General features: G+C 66.8%; 24 protein-coding genes. 13 read left to right on the forward strand and 11 right to left on the reverse strand.

Annotated features, from left to right (window positions below):
• Window position 1: 1 nt before the first annotated feature.
• A complete protein-coding gene (locus VL129_RS01760; RefSeq protein ID WP_325409434.1) occupies window positions 2-1,297 on the reverse strand; it encodes an NAD(P)/FAD-dependent oxidoreductase in 1,296 nt (431 codons plus the stop codon).
• Window positions 1,298-1,372: 75 nt separating this feature from the next.
• A complete protein-coding gene (locus VL129_RS01765) occupies window positions 1,373-1,861 on the reverse strand; it encodes an Lrp/AsnC ligand binding domain-containing protein (RefSeq protein ID WP_325409436.1) in 489 nt (162 codons plus the stop codon).
• A gap of 125 nt (window positions 1,862-1,986) precedes the next feature.
• Here VL129_RS01765 and VL129_RS01770 point away from each other — a divergent pair, with 125 nt between their 5' ends.
• The 4 genes from VL129_RS01770 (at window position 1,987) to VL129_RS01785 (ending at window position 4,936) form a co-directional block, all read left to right on the forward strand.
• On the forward strand, window positions 1,987-3,288 hold the full coding sequence (locus VL129_RS01770; protein ID WP_325409438.1) for a D-amino acid dehydrogenase: 1,302 nt from the start codon (window positions 1,987-1,989) through the stop codon (window positions 3,286-3,288).
• 69 nt (window positions 3,289-3,357) lie between these two features.
• Window positions 3,358-3,714 (forward strand): RidA family protein, encoded by a 357-nt coding sequence (locus VL129_RS01775; protein WP_325409440.1) that lies wholly within the window; start codon window positions 3,358-3,360, stop codon window positions 3,712-3,714.
• A 95-nt stretch (window positions 3,715-3,809) separates the two neighbouring features.
• Entirely contained in the window at window positions 3,810-4,358 is a 549-nt protein-coding gene (locus VL129_RS01780) for a cupin domain-containing protein (protein WP_325409443.1), read from the forward strand.
• 155 nt (window positions 4,359-4,513) lie between these two features.
• A complete protein-coding gene (locus VL129_RS01785) occupies window positions 4,514-4,936 on the forward strand; it encodes a c-type cytochrome (protein ID WP_325409445.1) in 423 nt (140 codons plus the stop codon).
• An 84-nt stretch (window positions 4,937-5,020) separates the two neighbouring features.
• Here VL129_RS01785 and VL129_RS01790 read toward each other — a convergent pair whose 3' ends face one another.
• Window positions 5,021-5,593 (reverse strand): xanthine phosphoribosyltransferase, encoded by a 573-nt coding sequence (locus VL129_RS01790; RefSeq protein WP_325409447.1) that lies wholly within the window; start codon window positions 5,591-5,593, stop codon window positions 5,021-5,023.
• Between the two features lie 204 nt (window positions 5,594-5,797).
• On the opposite strand from VL129_RS01790, the gene VL129_RS01795 reads away from it, so the two are divergent.
• Window positions 5,798-6,436 (forward strand): peroxiredoxin, encoded by a 639-nt coding sequence (locus VL129_RS01795; protein WP_325409449.1) that lies wholly within the window; start codon window positions 5,798-5,800, stop codon window positions 6,434-6,436.
• Between the two features lie 28 nt (window positions 6,437-6,464).
• On the opposite strand, the gene VL129_RS01800 is transcribed toward VL129_RS01795, so the two are convergent.
• From VL129_RS01800 to rph, 7 genes are all read right to left on the reverse strand, one after another.
• Window positions 6,465-6,758, reverse strand: a complete 294-nt coding sequence (locus tag VL129_RS01800; RefSeq protein WP_325409451.1) for a cyd operon YbgE family protein — start codon at window positions 6,756-6,758, stop codon at window positions 6,465-6,467.
• Window positions 6,748-6,864: a cytochrome bd-I oxidase subunit CydX gene (gene cydX / locus VL129_RS01805; RefSeq protein ID WP_325409453.1), complete on the reverse strand. Its 117-nt coding sequence runs from the start codon at window positions 6,862-6,864 to the stop codon at window positions 6,748-6,750. Before cydX ends, VL129_RS01800 begins: the two co-directional genes overlap by 11 nt.
• Before the next feature lie 69 nt (window positions 6,865-6,933).
• Window positions 6,934-8,076, reverse strand: a complete 1,143-nt coding sequence (gene cydB / locus VL129_RS01810; RefSeq protein WP_325409455.1) for a cytochrome d ubiquinol oxidase subunit II — start codon at window positions 8,074-8,076, stop codon at window positions 6,934-6,936.
• 12 nt (window positions 8,077-8,088) lie between these two features.
• A complete protein-coding gene (locus tag VL129_RS01815) occupies window positions 8,089-9,663 on the reverse strand; it encodes a cytochrome ubiquinol oxidase subunit I (protein WP_027591308.1) in 1,575 nt (524 codons plus the stop codon).
• Window positions 9,664-9,691: 28 nt separating this feature from the next.
• Window positions 9,692-9,877, reverse strand: coding sequence for a cytochrome oxidase putative small subunit CydP (gene cydP, locus VL129_RS01820; RefSeq protein WP_325409458.1), 186 nt, complete (start codon window positions 9,875-9,877; stop codon window positions 9,692-9,694).
• A gap of 270 nt (window positions 9,878-10,147) precedes the next feature.
• Window positions 10,148-10,519, reverse strand: a complete 372-nt coding sequence (locus tag VL129_RS01825) for a DUF4870 domain-containing protein (protein ID WP_325409460.1) — start codon at window positions 10,517-10,519, stop codon at window positions 10,148-10,150.
• 6 nt (window positions 10,520-10,525) lie between these two features.
• Window positions 10,526-11,248 (reverse strand): ribonuclease PH, encoded by a 723-nt coding sequence (gene rph / locus VL129_RS01830; RefSeq protein ID WP_325409462.1) that lies wholly within the window; start codon window positions 11,246-11,248, stop codon window positions 10,526-10,528.
• A 138-nt stretch (window positions 11,249-11,386) separates the two neighbouring features.
• Between rph and VL129_RS01835 the strand changes: the two genes are divergently transcribed.
• From VL129_RS01835 to VL129_RS01855, 5 genes are all read left to right on the forward strand, one after another.
• On the forward strand, window positions 11,387-12,250 hold the full coding sequence (locus tag VL129_RS01835; protein WP_325409464.1) for a YicC/YloC family endoribonuclease: 864 nt from the start codon (window positions 11,387-11,389) through the stop codon (window positions 12,248-12,250).
• A gap of 10 nt (window positions 12,251-12,260) precedes the next feature.
• Complete coding sequence (gene gmk, locus VL129_RS01840; RefSeq protein ID WP_325409466.1) at window positions 12,261-12,881, forward strand: guanylate kinase; 621 nt, start codon at window positions 12,261-12,263, stop codon at window positions 12,879-12,881.
• Between the two features lie 103 nt (window positions 12,882-12,984).
• A complete protein-coding gene (gene rpoZ / locus VL129_RS01845) occupies window positions 12,985-13,251 on the forward strand; it encodes a DNA-directed RNA polymerase subunit omega (protein WP_027591302.1) in 267 nt (88 codons plus the stop codon).
• 68 nt (window positions 13,252-13,319) lie between these two features.
• A complete protein-coding gene (spoT, locus tag VL129_RS01850) occupies window positions 13,320-15,446 on the forward strand; it encodes a bifunctional GTP diphosphokinase/guanosine-3',5'-bis pyrophosphate 3'-pyrophosphohydrolase (RefSeq protein WP_325409468.1) in 2,127 nt (708 codons plus the stop codon).
• A gap of 62 nt (window positions 15,447-15,508) precedes the next feature.
• Window positions 15,509-15,889: a RidA family protein gene (locus tag VL129_RS01855; protein WP_325409470.1), complete on the forward strand. Its 381-nt coding sequence runs from the start codon at window positions 15,509-15,511 to the stop codon at window positions 15,887-15,889.
• A 63-nt stretch (window positions 15,890-15,952) separates the two neighbouring features.
• Here VL129_RS01855 and VL129_RS01860 read toward each other — a convergent pair whose 3' ends face one another.
• Window positions 15,953-16,810 (reverse strand): NAD-dependent epimerase/dehydratase family protein, encoded by an 858-nt coding sequence (locus VL129_RS01860; RefSeq protein ID WP_325409472.1) that lies wholly within the window; start codon window positions 16,808-16,810, stop codon window positions 15,953-15,955.
• A 142-nt stretch (window positions 16,811-16,952) separates the two neighbouring features.
• On the opposite strand from VL129_RS01860, the gene exbB reads away from it, so the two are divergent.
• The 3 genes from exbB to VL129_RS01875 are packed head-to-tail and all read left to right on the forward strand — an operon-like array spanning window position 16,953 to window position 19,093.
• Window positions 16,953-17,909, forward strand: a complete 957-nt coding sequence (gene exbB, locus VL129_RS01865) for a tonB-system energizer ExbB (protein ID WP_325409474.1) — start codon at window positions 16,953-16,955, stop codon at window positions 17,907-17,909.
• A 3-nt stretch (window positions 17,910-17,912) separates the two neighbouring features.
• Entirely contained in the window at window positions 17,913-18,338 is a 426-nt protein-coding gene (gene exbD, locus VL129_RS01870) for a TonB system transport protein ExbD (protein WP_325409476.1), read from the forward strand.
• Window positions 18,335-19,093 carry an energy transducer TonB gene (locus VL129_RS01875; protein WP_325409478.1) on the forward strand — a complete coding sequence of 253 codons (759 nt, stop codon included), beginning with the start codon at window positions 18,335-18,337 and terminating at the stop codon, window positions 19,091-19,093. Before exbD ends, VL129_RS01875 begins: the two co-directional genes overlap by 4 nt.
• The last annotated feature ends 33 nt before the right edge of the window (window positions 19,094-19,126 follow it).

Genomic DNA, 19,126 nt, shown 5'->3' on the forward strand with positions numbered 1-19,126 from the left:
GTTACAGCAGCTCCTTGAGGCGGTACCAGAGCATGCCCAGCGCCAGCAGCGGCGAGCGCAGGTGGCGGCCGCCGGGAAAGGTCAGGTGCGGCACCCGGGCGAACAGGTCGAAGCCGCCGCCCTGCTGGCCGGTGATGGCTTCGGCCAGCAGCTGGCCGGCCAGGTGCGTGGCGTTCAGCCCATGGCCGGAATAGGCCTGGGCGTAATAGACATTGGCCTGCCCCGGCAGGCGGCCGATCTGCGGCAGGCGGTTGGCGCCGATGCCGATCATGCCGCCCCACTGGAAGTCGATGCGCACCTCGGCCAGCTGCGGGAACACCTTGAGCATCTTGGGCCGCATGTAGGCGGCGATGTCCTGCGGGTCGCGGCCGGAATAATGGCAGGCGCCGCCGAACAGCAGGCGGTGATCGGCCGACAGGCGGAAGTAATCCAGCGCCACGCGCTGGTCGCACAGCGCCATGTTCTGCGGAATCAGCTGGCGCGCGCGGGCCGCGCCCAGCGGCTCGGTGGCGATGATGTAGCTGCCGGCGGGCAGCACCTTGCCGCCCAGGGCCGGCTCCAGGTCGCCCAGGTAGGCGTTGCCGGCCAGCACCAGGCTGTTGGCCTCCACCTGGCCGTTGGGCGTATGCACCCGCACGCGGGCGCCGTACTCCAGGCGGGTGACCGGCGACTGTTCGAACAGACGTACGCCGAGCTGCGCGGCGGCGGCCGCCTCGCCGAGCGCCAGGTTGAGGGGGTGCAGGTGTCCCGAGCCCCGGTCGATCATGCCGCCCACGTAGCGTTGGGAGTCGATCACTTGCGGCAGCTCCGCCGCGTCGAGCAGGCGCAGCTCGTGCGGGTAGCCGAGGGCGAGCAGCTCCTCGCGTTCGGCGGCGAAGTCCTCCAGATGCGCGGGCGTGTTGGCCAGGTCGCAGTAGCCCCAGGTCAGATCGCAATCGATGGCGTGGCGTTCGATGCGCCGGCGCACCAGCTGCACCGCTTCCAGGCCCATGCGCTTGAGCTCGCGCACGCCCTCGGCGCCGAGCTGCGGGGCGAAGCGTTGCAGGTCATGGCCCAGGCCGCGGATGAGCTGACCGCCATTGCGCCCGCTGGCGCCCCAGCCGATCCGCCGGGCTTCCAGCAGGATCACCGACAGGCCGCGCTCGGCCAGCTCCAGCGCGGTGTTCAGGCCGGTGAAGCCGCCGCCGACGATGCACACATCGGCGCGCTGGCCGCCTTGCAGGGTGGGGAACTCCAGCGTGCGGTTGCGGCTGGCGACATAGTAGGACGGAGCATGTTGTGGCGGCGCGGCGCTCATGTGCGAAATTCCGTGGCGGCTGTGCGGCAAATTTTACGCAGGGTAGTCGCCGCACCGGCAGGGCGACAACCCTGCTCAACCGGGCACCGGTAACTGCAGGGTCTCCTTCAGTTCCTCCATGACGATGTAGCTCTTGGATTCGCGCACGTGGGGCAGCTTGAGCAGGATGTCGCCGAGCAGCTTGCGATAGGAGGCCATTTCCGAGATGCGCGCCTTGATCAGGTAGTCGAAGTCGCCCGACACCAGGTGGCATTCCAGCACCTGCGGCAGCTTGAGCACGGCGCGGCGGAATTCCTCGAAGATGTCCCCGGACTTGTAGGCCAGGTTGATTTCCACGAATACCAGCAGACCGGCCTTGAGCGTGTGGGGATTGAGTCGCGCGCTGTAGCCGAGAATCACGCCGTCGCGCTCCATGCGCCGCACCCGCTCGGTGCAGGGCGTGGTGGACAGGCCGACCCGTTCGCCCAGCTCGGTGAAGGAGATGCGGCCTTCCTCCTGCAGGATGCGCAGGATGTTGCGGTCGATCCGGTCCAGCTCGCGACGTGCCTGATGGCCGTTGCCCATAGGGAATCTTCCTGTGATAAGCCCTTCGGCTGAGTGTTTTTCGTCACTGTAGTTTGTTAAATGGCGAGTAACACCAGGCGACACTTCGTAGACTCGAAGCCAGTGCTCAACAGCGGGAGGTCGGCATGCGCGTCTTGGTATTGGGTGGCGGCGTCATCGGCATCAGCAGCGCCTATTACCTGGCGCGCGAGGGCTTCGAGGTGGTGGTGGTCGACCGCCAGCCGGGGCCGGCGCTGGAAACCAGCTTCGCCAACGCCGGCCAGGTGTCGCCCGGCTATGCCTCGCCGTGGGCCGCGCCCGGTGTGCCGCTCAAGGCCATCCGGTGGCTGTTCCAGCGCCACGCGCCGCTGGCCATCCGCTTCACCGCCGATCCAGCCCAGTACCTGTGGATGGCGCGCATGCTGCGCAACTGCACGGCCGCGCGCTATGCGCTGAACAAGGAACGCATGGTGCGCCTGGCCGAATACAGCCGCGATTGCCTGGACGAGCTGCGCGCCGAAACGGGTATCGCCTACGAAGGCCGCCAGTTGGGCACCACCCAGCTGTTTCGCAGCCAGGCGCAACTGGACGCGGCGGCCAAGGACATCGCCGTGCTGGAGCGCAGCGGCGTGCCCTACGAACTGCTCGACCGCGCCGGCATCGCCCGCGTCGAACCGGCGCTGGCGGCGGTGGCCGGCAAGCTGGCCGGCGCGCTGCGCCTGCCCAACGACCAGACCGGCGACTGCCAGCTGTTCACCACCCGGCTGGCCGAACTGGCGCGCGGCCTGGGGGTGGAATTCCGTTTCGGTTGCACGCTGCAGCGCTTCGAACAGCAGGGCGGACGCATCAGCGGCGCCTGGATCGACGGTCGTCTGGAGACCGCCGACCGCTATGTGCTGGCGCTGGGCAGCTACAGTCCGCAACTGCTCGCGCCGCTGGGCATTCGTCTGCCGGTCTACCCGCTCAAGGGGTATTCGCTGACCGTGCCGATCGGCAACCCGGCGGCCGCGCCGAGCTCCACCGTGCTCGACGAAACCTACAAGGTCGCCATCACCCGCTTCGAGCAGCGCATGCGCGTCGGCGGCATGGCCGAGATCGCCGGCTACGACCTGCGCCTGAACCCGCGCCGGCGGGAAACCCTGGAGAGGGTCACCCGCGACCTGTTTCCCCGGGCCGGCGAGCTGGGCCAGGCCGAGTTCTGGACCGGCCTGCGCCCGGCGACTCCGGACGGCACGCCGCTGGTTGGCGCCACCCCGCTGGCCAACATGTTCCTCAACACCGGGCATGGCACCCTCGGCTGGACCATGGCCTGCGGCTCCGGCCGGCTGCTCGCCGACCTGCTGGCGCGCAAGCGGCCGCAGATCCGCAGCGACGGCCTGGACCTGTTCCGCTATGCCGGCCGAGGGGCACGCGCCGCTGGCGCCGGCGAGCCGTTGCCGGTGCGCTGAGCGCTTCCGGTACACTGCCGGCGCCGGGGGCTGCCTCGGCTTTTTTTCGTTCCTTTTCCGGAGTCGGCCATGTCCATCCAGCGTCTGCACGTCGCCTCGCGTTACAGCGAGGCGGTCATCCACAACGGCGTGATCCATCTTGCCGGCCAGCTGGCCGACGACCTGTCCGGCGACATTCGCCAGCAGACCCGCGAAACCCTCGCCGCCATCGACCGCCGGCTGGCCGAGGCCGGCAGCGACAAGACCCGCATTCTGTCCGCCACCATCTACCTGCGCGACATCGACGCCGACTTCGCCGGCATGAACGCCGAGTGGGACGCCTGGGTCGCGCCGGGCGCCGCACCGGCGCGCGCCACCGTGCAGGCCCGCCTGTATGCCCCCGAGGTACGGGTGGAAATCCAGATCGTCGCCGCCCAGGCCGAGTAGTCACGGCCTGTGCGGGGGCTGTTGTAAATACTGAACACTGTTGCCATGATACCGCCCACTTTTCGCCCGCTCCGTTCCGGAGGAGGAACCTGTCATTGGACGTCGGTGTTCGACTGCAATCCATTCGCAAGATGAAGGGCCTGTCCCAGCGTGAGCTGGCCAAGCGCGCCGGGGTGACCAACAGCACCATCTCGATGATCGAGAAGAACAGCGTCAGCCCCTCCATCAGTTCGCTGAAGAAGGTACTGTCGGGCATTCCGATGTCGCTGGTGGATTTCTTTTCGCTGGATCTGCCGGAAGAAAGCCGCGCACAGGTGGTCTACAAGGCCGACGAGCTCATGGACATCGGCAGCGGCTCGGTGGCCATGAAGCTGATCGGCAAGGCGTTTCCCAACCGCGCGCTGTCGATGCTCGACGAGACCTACCCGCCGAACAGCGATACCGGCGCGGAAATGCTCTATCACGAGGGCGAGGAAGCCGGCGTGCTGGTTTCCGGCCGCCTGGAACTGACGGTGGGCGAGGACGTGTTCGTGCTGGAATGCGGCGACAGCTACTACTTCCAGAGCAACCAGCCGCACCGCTTTCGCAATCCCTACGAAGTGCCGGCGCGGCTGATCAGTGCCACCACCCCGGCGAATTTCTGAAGCCCGCAAGCCCTGGCGTCTCGGCGTCCGTGCGACGCAATGCCGCAACCCCGCGTTGGCCGTGGGGTTGTTTCGGCAGGTCGGCCTTGCCGTTATACTGTCGCCCGCTCGCGAACCGTGGCCGCGAGCGTTTCTAGCCACGATGAGGGTGTAAGGTGAACTGGACTAAGAAGATTCTGGTGGCCAACGCTGCCGTATTGGCCCTGTGGGCGGTGAGCGCTCAGGCTACGACCAATGAAGCGATCGCCGAGCGTCTGAAGCCGGTTGGCGAAGTCTGCATCCAGGGTCAGGAGTGCAAGGGCGTTGGCGCCGTTGCTGCCGCCGCTGGTGGCGCCGCCCGCAGTGGCGCCGACGTGGTCGCCAAGTTCTGCAACGCGTGCCATGGCACCGGCCTGCTGAACTCGCCGAAGAACCATGACACCGCCGCCTGGAAGGCTCGTGCCGATGCCAAGGGTGGTCTGGACGGTCTGGTCAAGAGCGCCATCACTGGCCTGAACGCCATGCCGCCGAAGGGCACCTGCAGCGACTGCTCCGACGACGAGATGCGCGCCGCCATCAAGGAAATGTCCGGCCTGTAAGCCGACCTTCCTGTCACGAAAAAGCCGCCTTCGGGCGGCTTTTTCGTTTTGCGGCGGACGTAGGGCAGTCGGCGTCGTTCGGCCTCAATCGATAAATGTCACCTGGCCATCGGCCAGCGATTGGATGCGCGCCAGGGACTCGATGCGCAGGCCCATGCCTTCCAGTTCGGCGCGGCCGGGCTGGAAGGATTTCTCGATGACGATGCCCAGGCCGGCGACGCTGGCCCCGGCCTGCTGGATGATCGACACCAGGCCCTTGGCCGCCTGGCCGTTGGCCAGGAAGTCGTCGATCACCAGCACGCGATCGCTCGGGCTCAGGTAACGGGCGGCGACGGCGATGGTGCTCTCCACCCGCTTGGTGAACGAATACACCTGGGCGGTCAGCAGGTCGTCCTTGAGGATCAGCGAGCGGTGCTTGCGGGCGAACACCACCGGCACGCCCAGTTCCAGGCCGGCCATCACCGCCGGTGCGATGCCGGATGACTCGAGGGTGAGGATCCGGGTGATGCCCGCGTCGCGGAAACGCCGGGCGAATTCCTGGCCGATCTGCTGCATCAGCAGCGGGTCGATCTGGTGGTTCAGGAAGGTATCGACCTTCAGCACCTGATCGGACAACACCACACCGGCGGTGCGGATCTTTTGTTTCAACAGTTCCACGGAGGGACTCCGGCTTCGCGAGAAAGCCGCGCATTCTCGCTGATTCCGCTCTGCGCCAAAAGCGGCGCGGCGGTTCAGCCGGTCAGATTGTTGACCGTTTATGCTTTAAAGGAATAAATAAATCTGTATTTATTCTTTTTATTTTTCGGAGCGCAGCGGCAAATTGAGGTCCACATCATCACGACTGACCCAAGGAGCAACGACATGAGCATCCACCTCGGCGACATCGCCCCCGACTTCGAGCAGGAATCCAGCATCGGCCGCATCCGCTTCCATGAGTGGCTGGGTAACAGTTGGGGCATCCTGTTCTCCCACCCGGCCGACTTCACCCCGGTGTGCACCACCGAACTGGGCTTCACCGCCAAGCTCAAGGACGAATTCGCCAAGCGCAACGTCAAGGCCATCGCGCTGTCCGTTGATCCGGTGGATTCGCACCTCAAATGGATCGACGACATCAACGAGACCCAGAACACCCAGGTGAATTTCCCGATCCTGGCCGACGCCGACCGCACTGTCTCCGAGCTGTACGACCTGATCCACCCGAACGCCAGCGACACCCTGACGGTGCGCTCGCTGTTCGTCATCGACCCGAACAAGAAGGTGCGCCTGACCATCACCTACCCGGCCAGCACCGGTCGCAACTTCCACGAGATCCTGCGGGTGGTGGATTCGCTGCAGCTCACCGACAACTACAAGGTGGCCACCCCGGCCAACTGGCAGGACGGTGACGAGGTGGTGATCGTGCCGTCCCTGAAGGACGAGACCGAGCTCCGCGAGCGCTTCCCCAAGGGCTATCGCGCGGTGCGTCCGTACCTGCGTCTGACGCCGCAGCCCAACAAGTAGTCGGCCTTCCGGTGGCGCAGCGCTGTTCTCAGCCCTGCGCCTGCCAGAGGATCAGGTAACCCAGCCCCATCAGCAGCCAGCCGCCCAGCGGATGGAACAGCGTGCGCCACAGGCGGCTGTGCGGATCGAAGCCGACGCCGTGGATGAAACCGCTGGAGATGCCCCACATCACCAGCATCAGCAGGCCGTGGCTGTAGCCGCCCTCGGCGTCCAGCATGGCCGCCGGGTGGATCAGCAGCAGCAGCGCCAGCGGCGTGGCCAGCAGCAGGGAAGCGGCGCGGCTGGCGCCGCGTCGCAGCCAGGGGCGTGGTTCAGTCACCACCCGCGGCCTCCTCGTCGAGGTTCTGGGTGGTTTCCAGCCACAGGGCATTGATGATGCCGAAGCTGCAGGCGAGCAGTACGCCGAGAATCCAGGCGAAATACCACATCGTTCGTTCTCCTTGGCCCTGAGCGGGCTCGTCTGGCGACCGGTGCGCACGGCTCCGGCCGCCGGGGTTTCAGTACAGGCCGTGCGGGTTGGCGTCGATGGTCTGGCTGGTCACGCGGCCCCACATGCGGATGTAGCACCACAGGGTGTAGAGCAGGATCAGCGGCACGAAGATGCCGGCCACCACCAGCATGATGCCCAGGGTCTTCTGACTGGATACCGCATCCCAGAGCGTCAGGCTCGAGGCCGGGTCGATGCTCGACGGGAACACGAAGGGGAACAGCGCGAAACCGGCGGTGCAGAGGGTGCCGACGATCGCCAGGCTGCTGCCCAGGAACGCCACGCCGCCGCGGTTGAACTGCGCACCGAGCAGCGCCAGCAGGCCGCCGGCCAGGCCGAGCAGCGGGGCGACGCGGGTCAGCGGGTACTGGGCGTAGTTGGCCAGCCAGCCGCTGTTGTCCATGACCACCTGCTTGTGCAGCGGATTGAGCGCCACGCCCAGGTCGGCGAAGCCGCCGGCCAGGCTCATGCCCGGCAGGCCCAGGCTCAGCCACAGGCCGGCGCCGCCGAAGGTCAGCAGGAACAGCAGGGCGCACAGGCGGGTGGCCAGGCGCGAACGCTGGTGCAGCTCGGCGTCGGTGCGCAGCATCAGCCAGGCGCCGCCGTGGGCGCAGAGCATGCTCAGGCTGACCAGGCCGGCGAGCAGGGCGAACGGATGCAGCAGGCCGAAGAACGAGCCTTCGTAGCTGGAGCGCATCAGCTCGTCGAGGCGGAAGGGCAGGCCGAGGAACAGGTTGCCGAAGGCCACGCCGAACAGCAGCGCCGGTACCGCGCCGCCGGTGAACAGTGCCCAGTCCCAGGCGCTGCGCCACTTCTGGTTCTCCAGCTTGCTGCGGTAGTCGAAGCCGACCGGCCGGCAGAACAGCGCGAACAGCACCAGCAGCATCGCCCAGTACAGCCCGGAGAAGGCCACCGCGTAGACCATCGGCCAGGCGGCGAACAGCGCGCCGCCGGCGGTGATGAACCACACCTGGTTGCCGTCCCAGTGCGGGGCGATGGTGTTGATCGCGGCGCGCCGCTCGTTGTCGGTCTTGCCGACGAAGGGCATCAGCGCCATGGCGCCCATGTCGAAGCCGTCGGTGAGGGCGAAGCCGATCAGCAGCACGCCGATCAGCACCCACCAGAGCAGTTTCAGGGTTTCGTAATCGAACATGGTGGTTTCTCCTCAGGCCTTGGCCGCTTGGGCGGCGGCCAGACGCTCGAAGTGGTAGCGGCCGGTGTGCAGGCTGGACGGGCCGAGACGGGCGAACTTGATCATCAGGTACATCTCGATCACCAGCAGCAGGCTGTAGAAGGCGATCAGCGCGACCAGCGAACCCCAGACGTCGCCGCTGGACAGGCTGGAAGCCGACAGGTGGGTGGGCAGCACCTCGCCGATCGACCAGGGCTGGCGGCCGTGTTCGGCCACGTACCAGCCGGTCTGCGCGGCGATCCACGGCAGCGGCAGGGCCAGCAGGGCGAAGCGCAGCAGCCACGGCTTGTCCTCGGCGTTGCGCTTGACCGACGCCCAGCTGGCCAGGACGAACAGCAGCAGCATCAGGAAGCCGGAGGCGACCATGATCCGGAAGGTCCAGAACAGGCTGGGCACATGCGGGATGGTGTCCAGCGCGGCCAGCTTGATCTGCTCCTCGCTGGCGTCCACCACGTTGGCGGTGTACTTCTTGAGCAGCAGGCCGTAGCCCAGATCCTGCTTGACCTCGTTGAAGGCGGCGATGGCTTCCGGCGACTTGTCACCGGCGCGCAGCGCCTCGAGCCGCGCATAGGCGGTCATGCCGTTGCGAATGCGCCCTTCGTGCTCGGCGATCAGGTCCTTGATGCCCTTGACCTCCTCGTCCAGCGAGCGGGTGGCGATCAGCCCCAGCGCGTAGGGGATCTTCACCGCGTAGTCGGTGCGCATCTCCTCCTGGTTGGGCAGGCCGAACAGGGTGAAGCTGGCCGGCGCCGGGTGGGTGTCCCACTCGGCCTCGATGGCGGCCAGCTTGGTCTTCTGCACGTCGCCGATCTCGTAGCCGGATTCGTCACCGAGGATGATCACCGACAGCGACGCGGCCAGGCCGAACACCGCGGCGATGGCGAACGAGCGGCGGGCGAAGCCCAGGTCGCGCTTCTTCAGCAGGTACCAGCTGGAGATCGCCAGCACGAAGATCGCGCCGGTGACGTAGCCGGCCGACACGGTGTGCACGAACTTCACCTGCGCCACCGGGTTGAACAGCAGCGCGCCGAAATCCACCAGCTCCATGCGCATGGTCTCGAAGTTGAACTCCGAGCCGACCGGGTTCTGCATCCAGCCGTTGGCGATCAGGATCCACAGCGCCGACAGGTTGGAACCCAGCGCCACCAGCCAGGTCACCGCCAGGTGCTGCACCTTGGAGAGGCGATCCCAGCCGAAGAAGAACAGGCCGATGAAGGTCGATTCGAGGAAGAACGCCATCAGCCCCTCGATGGCCAGCGGCGCGCCGAAGATGTCACCCACGTAGTGGCTGTAGTAGGCCCAGTTGGTGCCGAACTGGAATTCCATGGTCAGGCCGGTGGTGACGCCGAGGGCGAAGTTGATGCCGAACAGCTTGCCCCAGAACTTGACCATGTCCTTGTAGACCTGCTTGCCGGTCATCACATAGACCGACTCCATGATGGCCAGCAGGAAGGCCAGCCCCAGGGTCAGGGGTACGAACAGAAAGTGGTACATCGCGGTCATGGCAAATTGCAGACGCGACAGGTCGACGACGGTTTCCGAGATCATCTCGGCGCCTCCTCGGTGGGGAAAGGAATTACGGCTGCGTTGCGGGGCCGAACAGACGTTCGCTGACTCGCTCGCTACCGTTGACCGGCACGGTTGGCTCGGTGAACCAGACCGCCTTGATGGTGAGCAGGATGGCCAGCTTGATCAGCAGGATGATGCCGATCTCGCGAACCAGGGGGATGCGCCAGGGGGGTTGCGGAGGGGTATGCGACATGACGGAGCTCCTGAAACTGCTTGCCACCGGGGGGACAGCGAACCCTGGCTCGGCGAGTCAGATCCGGGGTTCCGGTCGCAAACGTTGGCTCGTCCATGCATCGAAGCAGGTGCACAGGCGAAACGACTTACGAGGCGGATTCTACTCCCCGGGGTATGCCTTGGGGGCGAGAGAGGCATTTGGTCGCAGCGCCATGGCGCGCAGGTGTCTGGCTCGGACCACCGGCATGCCTTGAAAGCAAAAGGCCCTGCGTTCGCAGGGCCTTTTGGCTCATTTCACCAGTCGCCAGCAGAGCGGGTAGCGATAGGCCACCCCTTCGTTGGCCCGGATGCCGGCGATGATGGTCAGCACCAGGCCGAACAGGCCGACCAGCGCCATCAGCGGGAAGCCGATCAGCACCCAGGCCAGCAGGCCGCAGACCATCAAGGCCAGGCTGATGGTGATCTGGAAGTTGAGCGCTTCCTTGCCCTGCTGGTCGACGAAGGGATCGAGGTCCTTCTTCAGTTGCCAGACGATCAGCGGTCCGATCACATTGCCGATCATCGGCGCCAGGAACCAGGCGAACGCCGCGTAGTGGCAGAGCATGGCCCAGCGCCGGGCTTCCGGGCCGGGTGGCGGGATCAGGGACTGGTCGTCATGCATGGTGGCTTACTCGGTTTCCAGCGCCACGCGCTGCAGGGCGAACAGTTCGTGCAGGCCGTCGCGGGCCAGGGCCAGCATGGCGTTCAGCTCCTCGGGCTGGAACGGCTCGCCCTCGGCGGTGCCCTGCACCTCGATGAAACCGCCGGCGCTGGTCATCACCACGTTCAGGTCGGTTTCGGCGGCGGAGTCTTCCAGGTAGTCCAGGTCCAGCACCGGCTCGCTCTGGTAGATGCCCACGGAGACGGCGGCGACCATCTGCTTGAGCGGATCCTGCTTGAGCTGACCACGCTTCTTCATCGCGGCCAGGGCGTCGACCAGCGCCACCATGGCGCCGGTGATCGAGGCGGTGCGGGTGCCGCCGTCGGCCTGGATCACGTCGCAGTCGACGTACAGGGTGTTCTCGCCCAGCTTGCCCATGTCCAGCGCGGCGCGCAGCGAACGACCGATCAGGCGCTGGATCTCCAGGGTGCGGCCACCCTGCTTGCCGCGGCTGGCTTCGCGCTGGGTGCGTTCACCGGTCGCGCGCGGCAGCATGCCGTACTCGGCGGTCAGCCAGCCCTGGCCCTGACCCTTGAGGAAGCGCGGCACGCCGCTTTCGACGCTCACCGTACAGATGACCTTGGTGTCGCCGAACTCCACCAGCACCGAGCCTTCGGCGTGCTTGGTGTAATGGCGGGTGATGCGAATCGCGCGCAGCTCGGTGGCGGCGCGGCCGCTGGGTCGCTTCATGGGTACGTCCTGCTGGGAATGAAATCAGCCGGCATTATAGGTGTCTGACGCAGCGAAGACAGTCTCGCCGTGGGCGATGTGGTCGCACTGCGCTACAATTCCGCCCCTTTTCGCAACCCGACTCCGAGAGGTACGCCCATGGTGCACAGCATGACCGCCTTCGCCCGCAGCGAACGCGCGGGGGCCTACGGCACCCTGAGCTGGGAGCTGCGTTCGGTCAACCACCGCTATCTGGAACCGCACCTGCGCCTGCCCGACAGCTTCCGCGACCTGGAAGGCCCGGTGCGCGAGGCGCTGCGCCAGGGCCTGTCGCGCGGCAAGGTGGAATGCACCTTGCGCTTCACCGAGGCCGGTAGCGGCCAGACCCTGCAAGTTGACCGCGAGCGCGCCGCGCAGCTGATCACCGCCGCCGAGGAAGTGGCCGCGCTGATTCGCCAGCCGGCGCCGATCAATCCCCTGGAAGTGCTGGGTTGGCCGGGCGTGCTGGTCGGCGATGCCGCCGATCCGCAGGCGCTCAACGCCGCCGCCCTGGAGCTGTTCGGCGAGGCGCTGGCCCAGCTGCGCGAAGGTCGCGCGCGGGAAGGCGCCGAGCTGGCGCGCCTGCTGGAGGAGCGTCTGGACGCCATTCGCGCCGAGGTCGCCACGCTACGCGAGCAGGTGCCGCAGATGCTCGGCCTGCAGCGGCAGAAGATCCTCGATCGCTTCGCCGAGCTGAGGCTGGAGGCCGACAGCCAGCGCCTGGAGCAGGAGCTGGTGATGCTGGCGCAGAAGAGCGACGTGGCCGAGGAGCTGGACCGGCTGAACACCCACGTCGGCGAAGTGCGCCGCGTGCTCAAGTCCGGCGGCGCCGCCGGCCGGCGCCTGGACTTCCTGATGCAGGAGCTCAACCGCGAGGCCAACACCCTGGGCTCCAAGGCCTACGACCCGCGCAGCACCCAGGCGGCAGTGAACCTCAAGGTGCTGATCGAACAGATGCGCGAACAAGTGCAGAACATCGAGTGACGAGAACGACATGAGCGCCAGCAGCGGTACCCTCTACATCGTTTCCGCCCCCTCCGGGGCCGGCAAGACCAGCCTGGTCAAGGCGCTGATCGACAGCATGCCGCAGGTACGCGTGTCGGTGTCGCACACCACCCGGTCGATGCGTCCGGGCGAGGTGGATGGCGTGAACTACCACTTCGTGAATCACGAGCGCTTCAAGGCCATGCTCAACGAGAATGCCTTCCTGGAGCACGCCGAGGTGTTCGGCAACTTCTACGGCACCTCGCAGCGCTGGGTCGAGCAGACCCTGGCCGAAGGCTACGACCTGATCCTGGAAATCGACTGGCAGGGCGCCCAGCAGGTGCGCCGGCTGTTACCCGACGCCCGCTCCATCTTCATCCTGCCGCCGACCCAGCAGGCCCTGCGCCAGCGCCTGACCAACCGCGGCCAGGACAGCGACGAGGTGATCGAGCGGCGCATGCGCGAGGCGGTCAGCGAGATGAGCCACTATGTCGAATACGATTACCTGGTGATCAACGATGATTTCGCCCATGCGCTGGACGACCTCAAGGCGGTCTTTCGCGCCAACCAGCTGCGCCAGCGCCGCCAGCAACAGCGTCATGTGACGCTGCTCGAAGCGCTGCTCGGCTGAAACGTCCGTCGGTCCGGCGCTTGCCGCTGGCCCGACGCCTTCTTTAGACTACCGGGTCCGTTCGCCCAGCCCGGGCACGCCCCACGCTACTCAGAGGAACACCATGGCCCGCGTTACCGTTGAAGACTGCCTGGAAAACGTCGATAACCGCTTCGAACTGGTCATGCTGGCTACCAAGCGTTCCCGTCAGCTGGCTACCGGCGGCAAGGAACCCAAGGTCGCCTGGGAAAACGACAAGCCCACCGTGGTGGCCCTGCGCGAAATCGCCAGCGGCCTGGTGGACTACGACGTCATCGCCCAGGAAGAGCTGATCGAGGAAGAACCGATCTTCGCGGCGTTCGAGGAAGAGGCCAAAGACGAGGCCCTGTAAGATGCGCGCGCGAGGCCGTTCGCAGCCGTTACCGCCGATGCAGTATGCTGCTGGCGGGAGGTACCGCCATGGCTGGTAATCTCGACGCCCTCGCAGATCGCATCTCGTCCTATCTGGCTGCGGATCAGGTCAACTTGGTCCGGCGCGCCTACTACTACGCCGAGCAGGCCCACGACGGCCAGCGCCGGCGCAGCGGCGAAGCCTACGTCACCCATCCGCTGGCGGTGGCCAACATCCTTGCCGAAATGCACATGGACCATCAGAGCCTGATGGCCGCCATGCTGCACGACGTGATCGAGGACACCGGCATCGCCAAGGAAGCCATCAGCTCGCAGTTCGGCGAAACCGTCGCCGAGCTGGTGGACGGGGTCAGCAAGCTGACCCAGATGAAGTTCGAGAACAAGGCCGAAGCGCAGGCCGAGAACTTCCAGAAGATGGCCCTGGCCATGGCCCGCGACATCCGCGTGATCCTGGTCAAGCTGGCCGACCGCCTGCACAACATGCGCACCCTGGACGCCATGCCGCCGGAAAAGAGCCGGCGCATCGCCCGCGAGACCCTGGAAATCTACGCGCCCATCGCCAACCGGCTGGGCATGCACGCCATGCGTATCGAGTTCGAGGACCTGGGCTTCCGCGCCATGCACCCGATGCGCTGCGAGCGCATTCGTGCGGCGGTGCGCGGCGCGCGCGGCAACCGCAAGGAAATCGTCGCCAAGATCGAGGAGTCGCTGCAGCACTGCCTGGAGCGCGAAGGGCTGCCCGGCCAGGTCAGCGGCCGGGAAAAGCACCTGTTCAGCATCTACAAGAAGATGCGCGGCAAGCGCAAGGCGTTCGCCGACATCATGGATGTCTATGCCTTTCGCATCGTGGTCGACAAGGTCGATACCTGCTACCGCGTGCTGGGTGCCGTGCACAGCCTGTACAAGCCGCTGCCCGGGCGCTTCAAGGACTACATCGCGATTCCCAAGGCCAACGGCTACCAGTCGCTGCACACCACGCTGTTCGGCATGCACGGCGTGCCCATCGAGATCCAGATCCGCACCCAGGAAATGGAGGACATGGCCAACAACGGCATCGCCGCGCACTGGCTGTACAAGTCCAGCGGCGACGATTCGCCACGCAGCAGCCATGCCCGCGCCCGTCAGTGGGTCAAGGGCATCCTCGAACTGCAGCAGCGCGCCGGCAACTCGCTGGAATTCATCGAGAGCGTGAAGATCGACCTGTTCCCCGACGAGGTCTACGTGTTCACGCCCAAGGGCCGCATCATGGAGCTGCCGCGCGGCTCGACGGCGGTCGACTTCGCCTACGCGGTGCACACCGACGTCGGCAACACCTGTATCGCCTGCCGCATCAACCGGCGCCTGGCGCCGCTGTCGCAGCCGCTGGAAAGCGGCGAGACGGTGGAGATCGTCACCGCGCCCAGCGCTCGCCCCAACCCCGCCTGGCTCAACTTCGTGGTCAGCGGCAAGGCGCGCACGCACATCCGTCACGCGCTCAAGCAGCAGCGCCATTCGGAGTCCGTCAGCCTTGGCGAACGCCTGCTGAACAAGGCGCTGGCCAGCTTCGAAACCGATCTGGAACACATCCCGGCGCAGCGCATCCAGGCGGTGCTGGTGGAATACAAGCTGAACGAGCTCGAAGACCTGCTGGAAGACATCGGCCTGGGCAACCGCATGGCGCTGGTGGTGGCGCGTCAGCTGATGGAAGGCAGCGAGGAGCTGGAATTGGCCGAACAGACGCCGGACAACGAAGGCCCGCTGGCCATCCGCGGCACCGAAGGGCTGGTGCTCAGCTACGCCAAGTGCTGCACGCCGATTCCGGGCGACCCGATCGTCGGCCACCTGTCGGCCGGCAAGGGCATGGTGGTGCACCTGGACGGCTGCCGGAACATCGCCGAGATCCGCACCAATCCCGAGAAGTGCGTGCCCCTCACCTGGTCGCGCGAGGTCGGTGGCGAGTTCAACGTCGAACTGCGTGTCGAGCTGGAGCACCAGCGCGGCCTGATCGCCCTGCTGGCCGGCAGTGTCACCGCCGCCGACGCCAACATCGAGAAGATCAGCATGGACGAGCGCGATGGCCGGCTCAGCGTGGTGCAGATGGTGGTCAGCGTGCACGACCGCGTGCATCTGGCGCGGGTCATCAAGAAGCTGCGCGTGCTGATGGGTGTGTCGCGCATCACCCGCGTGCGCGCCTGACGCGTCATCGTTGTCTTCACGGCCGCTGATCCTCGGTGGCCGTTTTCTTCAGGGAGCCTTCCATGAGCAAGACCGTCATCAGCACCGACCAGGCGCCCGCCGCCATCGGCACCTACTCGCAGGCCATCAAGGCCGGCAACACCGTGTACCTGTCCGGACAGATCCCGCTCGACCCGGCCACCATGCAGCTGGTCGAAGGCTTCGAGGCCCAGGCCGTGCGCGTGTTCGAGAACCTCAAGGCGGTGGCCGAAGCGGCCGGCGGCTCGCTGGCCGACATGGTCAAGCTGAACATCTACCTCACTGACCTGGGCAACTTTGCCACCGTCAACGAGGTGATGAGCCGCTACTTCCAGCAGCCCTATCCGGCGCGCGCCGCCATCGGCATCAACAGCCTGCCGCGCGGTTCGCTGGTCGAGATGGATGGGGTGCTCGTGATCGGCTAAGCCGCCGCCGGCCTGTCAGGCCTGCAATTGCAATGGATCTGTAGGGCCGGCGTAAAGCCGGCCCTACAGATCCGGCATCCCCTCCCCATACCCCTCGCGATAACTCGGATAGCGCGGCGCCCAGCCCAGGCTTCTGGCCCGCGCGTTGCGGCAGCGCTTGCTGCCGGCGCGGCGTTGCATCGGGGCGCTGGGCGGGGTGTCGATGCCGAACCGCCCACGCAGCCAGTGGGCCACCTCGTGCAGCGGCGCCGGCTCGTCATCCACGCCGAGATAGATCGACTCCAGCGGTTCGCCACGCGCATCGGCCCGCAGCAGGCAGGCCAGCAGCGCGGCGGCGTCGTCGCGGTGGATACGATTGCTGTACAGCGGCGGCTGCGCCGCGGGCATCAGGCCGGCGCGCAGCTGATCGACCAGCCAGCGGCTGTCGCCCTCATACAGACCCGCCAGGCGCACTACGCTGGCCGGAATGACGCTGTCCAGCGCGAGCTGCTCGGCCTCCAGCAGCACGCGCCCGGTGAAACCCTGCGGTTCGCAGGGCGACGCCTCGTCCACCCATTCGCCCTGGTGCTGCCCGTACACCGCCGTGCTGGAAACGAACAGCAGGCGCCTCGGCCGCTGGCCATGCTCGGCCAGCCAGCCCAGCACATGGCGCAAACCCTCGACATAGGCCGCGCGATACGCCGGCTCGTCGGAGCGCTCGGCGGCCGCGGCATACAGAAGATAATCGGGCGCCTGTGCGGGCCAGCCGGCCGGGCACTGGGGTTGGCTCAGATCGCCCTCCAGCGGCGCGATGGCGGCGGGCAGCCCTGCGACCCGTCGTCGCAACCCCTGTACAGACCAGCCCTGACTGGCCAGCGTGACACCGGTACGACAACCCAGATCGCCGCAGCCGGCGATCAGAAGACGGGGAAATTCAGGCATTGGATGAGTCCCATCAAGGCGATGCGATTGTCCGGTCAGCGACAATCAACTTTGAATTAACGAGAATTAATTGCAATAATCTCGGCCGTTTTTGCTGCTGCCTCATCGGCAGGGCTTCGCTTTCCAGTTCAGGTCAGGCCTCATGAACAGAACCGCCCCACGCGCTCAGTCCCTTTTTGCAGCCTTGCTGATCGGCTGTCTGCTGGCGCCGATCGTACAGGCACAGACGCCGGCGTCCACCACGCCGGTGGAGCAAGCTGTCGCCGCGCCGGCGCCCGAAGCGCCTGCCAACGCGGGCGTGCCGCAGAGCCCGGCCGCCCCGAGCGCAGCCATCCCGGCCGACGCCCCCGTCGCCAGTGAAGCCATGCCGCCTCAGCCGGTGGAAGTCGAGCACGGCCTGAGCCATGACCTGTCACCCTGGGGCATGTATCAGGCTGCGGACTGGGTGGTCAAGGCGGTGATGATCGGCCTGGTGCTGGCTTCGGTGCTCACCTGGACCATCGCGCTGGCCAAGGGCCTCGAGCTGGGACGCGCCAAGCGTCGCCTGGGTGACGAGCTGGTCGGCCTGAAAGCTTCCCGCAACCTCAAGCAGGCCGCCGAACAGCCGCGCGTCGAGGGCAGCCTGACCGGCCGCCTGGTCGAGGAGGCACGCCACGAGCTGGAACTGTCCGGCAAGGCCGACAAGGAAGGCATCAAGGAGCGCGTCAGCTTCCGCTTCGACCGCATGGTCGGCGCAGCGGGCCGGCAGATGTCGCAGGGCACCGGCGTGCTGGCCTCGGTCGGCTCGGTATCGCCCTTCGTCGGCCTGTTCGGTACCGTGTGGGGGATCATGAACAGCTTCATCGGCATCGCCAAGAGCCAGACCACCAACCTCGCGGTGGTGGCGCCGGGTATCGCCGAGGCGCTGCTGGCCACCGCCATCGGCCTGGTTGCCGCCATTCCGGCGGTGGTGCTGTACAACATCTTCGCCCGCGCCATCACCGGCTATCGGGCGCAGGTCGGCGACGCCGCCGCCGAAGTGCTGCTGCTGGTCAGTCGCGATCTGGATCACCAGGCCAGCGGCGAGCGCCAGGTGCCGCATGTGGTGAAGGTGGGCTGAGCCATGGGCATGCAGCTGAAGGAAGGCGGCGACGATCTGGCGGAAAACAGCGAGATCAACGTCACCCCGTTCATCGACGTGATGCTGGTGCTGCTGATCATCTTCATGGTCGCCGCGCCGCTGGCCACCGTGGACATCAAGCTGGACCTGCCAGCTTCCAGCGCCAAGCCGTCCAAGCGTCCGGACAAGCCGATCTACCTCAGCATCAAGGAAGACCACCGCCTGTACGTGGGTAACGAGGAAACCAGCCTGGAGCGTCTCGGTGCGGCGCTGGACCTGGCCGCGGCGGGCGACAAGACCACCACCATCTTCGTGCGCGGCGATACCGCGCTGGAGTACGGCAACCTGATGGAGATCATCGACGGTCTGCGCGGCGCCGGTTACCTGAAGATCGGCCTGGTTGGTCTGGAGACGGTTGGCGCGCAATGAGTCTTCTGCGCAGATTCGGCCACTGGGGCCTCAGCCTGCTGATCGTGCTGCTGGTGCATTTCGGCCTGGCCTTCTGGTCGCTGTTCTGGCAACCCCAGGCCGCGCCGCTGGCCGCCACGCCGGCGCCGGCCATGATGCTGGAGCTGGCGCCGCTGCCCGAGGCGCCAACGCCGACCCCACCGCAGGCCGAACCAGAGCCGGAGCCTGAGCCAGAGATCGAGCAGCCCAAGCGGGTCGAGGCGCCGGAGCCGGAAATCGAGCTGCCGCCGCCCCCGCCGCCGAAACCCAAGCCCAAGCCGAAACCGCCCAAGCCGAAGAAGCCCGAGCCCAAGCCGGAACCCGAGCCCGTGCCCGAGGAGCCGAAGCCGGTCGAGGAACTGCCGCCGGCGCAGCCGGCCCAGCAGGCTCGTGCGCCGGAGACCGCCTCCACGCAGTCGGCCAGCAGCCAGGTCGCGCAGGGCCAGCCCAGTTGGGAAAGCCTGTTGCTCGGCCATCTCAACCGGCACAAGCGCTACCCGCACGATGCCCGTCAGCGTGGGCACGAAGGCACGGTCAAGGTGCGCATGGTGATCGACGGTCGCGGCCGGGTGCTTGACCATCAGGTGCTGGCCGGTTCCGGCAGCCGCTCGCTGGATCGCGCCACGCTGCAGATGATCCGCCGCGCCCAGCCGTTGCCGCCGCCGCCGGCGGAGCTGCTGAACAACGGGAGCCTGGAAGTGATCGCGCCCTTCGTGTATTCCCTGGAGCGCGGCTAGGCGCCACACTGCGGCGGCGCGCGTCTCTTGGTT

The sequence above is a fragment of the Pseudomonas sp. genome (assembly GCF_035497915.1).
GTDB lineage: Bacteria > Pseudomonadota > Gammaproteobacteria > Pseudomonadales > Pseudomonadaceae > Serpens.

What these genes read in the sequence shown, in the direction of transcription:
- cydX (WP_325409453.1), bottom strand. Translation starts at nt 6,864, where the DNA reads ATGTGGTATTTCGCCTGGATTCTCGGCGTACTGCTCGCCTGCAGCTTC.
- cydB (WP_325409455.1), bottom strand. Translation starts at nt 8,076, where the DNA reads ATGTTCGATTACGAAACCCTGAAACTGCTCTGGTGGGTGCTGATCGGC.
- cydP (WP_325409458.1), bottom strand. Translation starts at nt 9,877, where the DNA reads ATGTCGCATACCCCTCCGCAACCCCCCTGGCGCATCCCCCTGGTTCGC.
- VL129_RS01855 (WP_325409470.1), top strand. Translation starts at nt 15,509, where the DNA reads ATGAGCAAGACCGTCATCAGCACCGACCAGGCGCCCGCCGCCATCGGC.
- exbB (WP_325409474.1), top strand. Translation starts at nt 16,953, where the DNA reads ATGAACAGAACCGCCCCACGCGCTCAGTCCCTTTTTGCAGCCTTGCTG.
- VL129_RS01875 (WP_325409478.1), top strand. Translation starts at nt 18,335, where the DNA reads ATGAGTCTTCTGCGCAGATTCGGCCACTGGGGCCTCAGCCTGCTGATC.
- rph (WP_325409462.1), bottom strand. Translation starts at nt 11,248, where the DNA reads ATGAAGCGACCCAGCGGCCGCGCCGCCACCGAGCTGCGCGCGATTCGC.
- rpoZ (WP_027591302.1), top strand. Translation starts at nt 12,985, where the DNA reads ATGGCCCGCGTTACCGTTGAAGACTGCCTGGAAAACGTCGATAACCGC.
- spoT (WP_325409468.1), top strand. Translation starts at nt 13,320, where the DNA reads ATGGCTGGTAATCTCGACGCCCTCGCAGATCGCATCTCGTCCTATCTG.
- VL129_RS01765 (WP_325409436.1), bottom strand. Translation starts at nt 1,861, where the DNA reads ATGGGCAACGGCCATCAGGCACGTCGCGAGCTGGACCGGATCGACCGC.
- VL129_RS01860 (WP_325409472.1), bottom strand. Translation starts at nt 16,810, where the DNA reads ATGCCTGAATTTCCCCGTCTTCTGATCGCCGGCTGCGGCGATCTGGGT.
- VL129_RS01835 (WP_325409464.1), top strand. Translation starts at nt 11,387, where the DNA reads ATGGTGCACAGCATGACCGCCTTCGCCCGCAGCGAACGCGCGGGGGCC.
- VL129_RS01795 (WP_325409449.1), top strand. Translation starts at nt 5,798, where the DNA reads ATGAGCATCCACCTCGGCGACATCGCCCCCGACTTCGAGCAGGAATCC.
- VL129_RS01760 (WP_325409434.1), bottom strand. Translation starts at nt 1,297, where the DNA reads ATGAGCGCCGCGCCGCCACAACATGCTCCGTCCTACTATGTCGCCAGC.
- gmk (WP_325409466.1), top strand. Translation starts at nt 12,261, where the DNA reads ATGAGCGCCAGCAGCGGTACCCTCTACATCGTTTCCGCCCCCTCCGGG.
- exbD (WP_325409476.1), top strand. Translation starts at nt 17,913, where the DNA reads ATGGGCATGCAGCTGAAGGAAGGCGGCGACGATCTGGCGGAAAACAGC.
- VL129_RS01775 (WP_325409440.1), top strand. Translation starts at nt 3,358, where the DNA reads ATGTCCATCCAGCGTCTGCACGTCGCCTCGCGTTACAGCGAGGCGGTC.
- VL129_RS01770 (WP_325409438.1), top strand. Translation starts at nt 1,987, where the DNA reads ATGCGCGTCTTGGTATTGGGTGGCGGCGTCATCGGCATCAGCAGCGCC.
- VL129_RS01815 (WP_027591308.1), bottom strand. Translation starts at nt 9,663, where the DNA reads ATGATCTCGGAAACCGTCGTCGACCTGTCGCGTCTGCAATTTGCCATG.
- VL129_RS01825 (WP_325409460.1), bottom strand. Translation starts at nt 10,519, where the DNA reads ATGCATGACGACCAGTCCCTGATCCCGCCACCCGGCCCGGAAGCCCGG.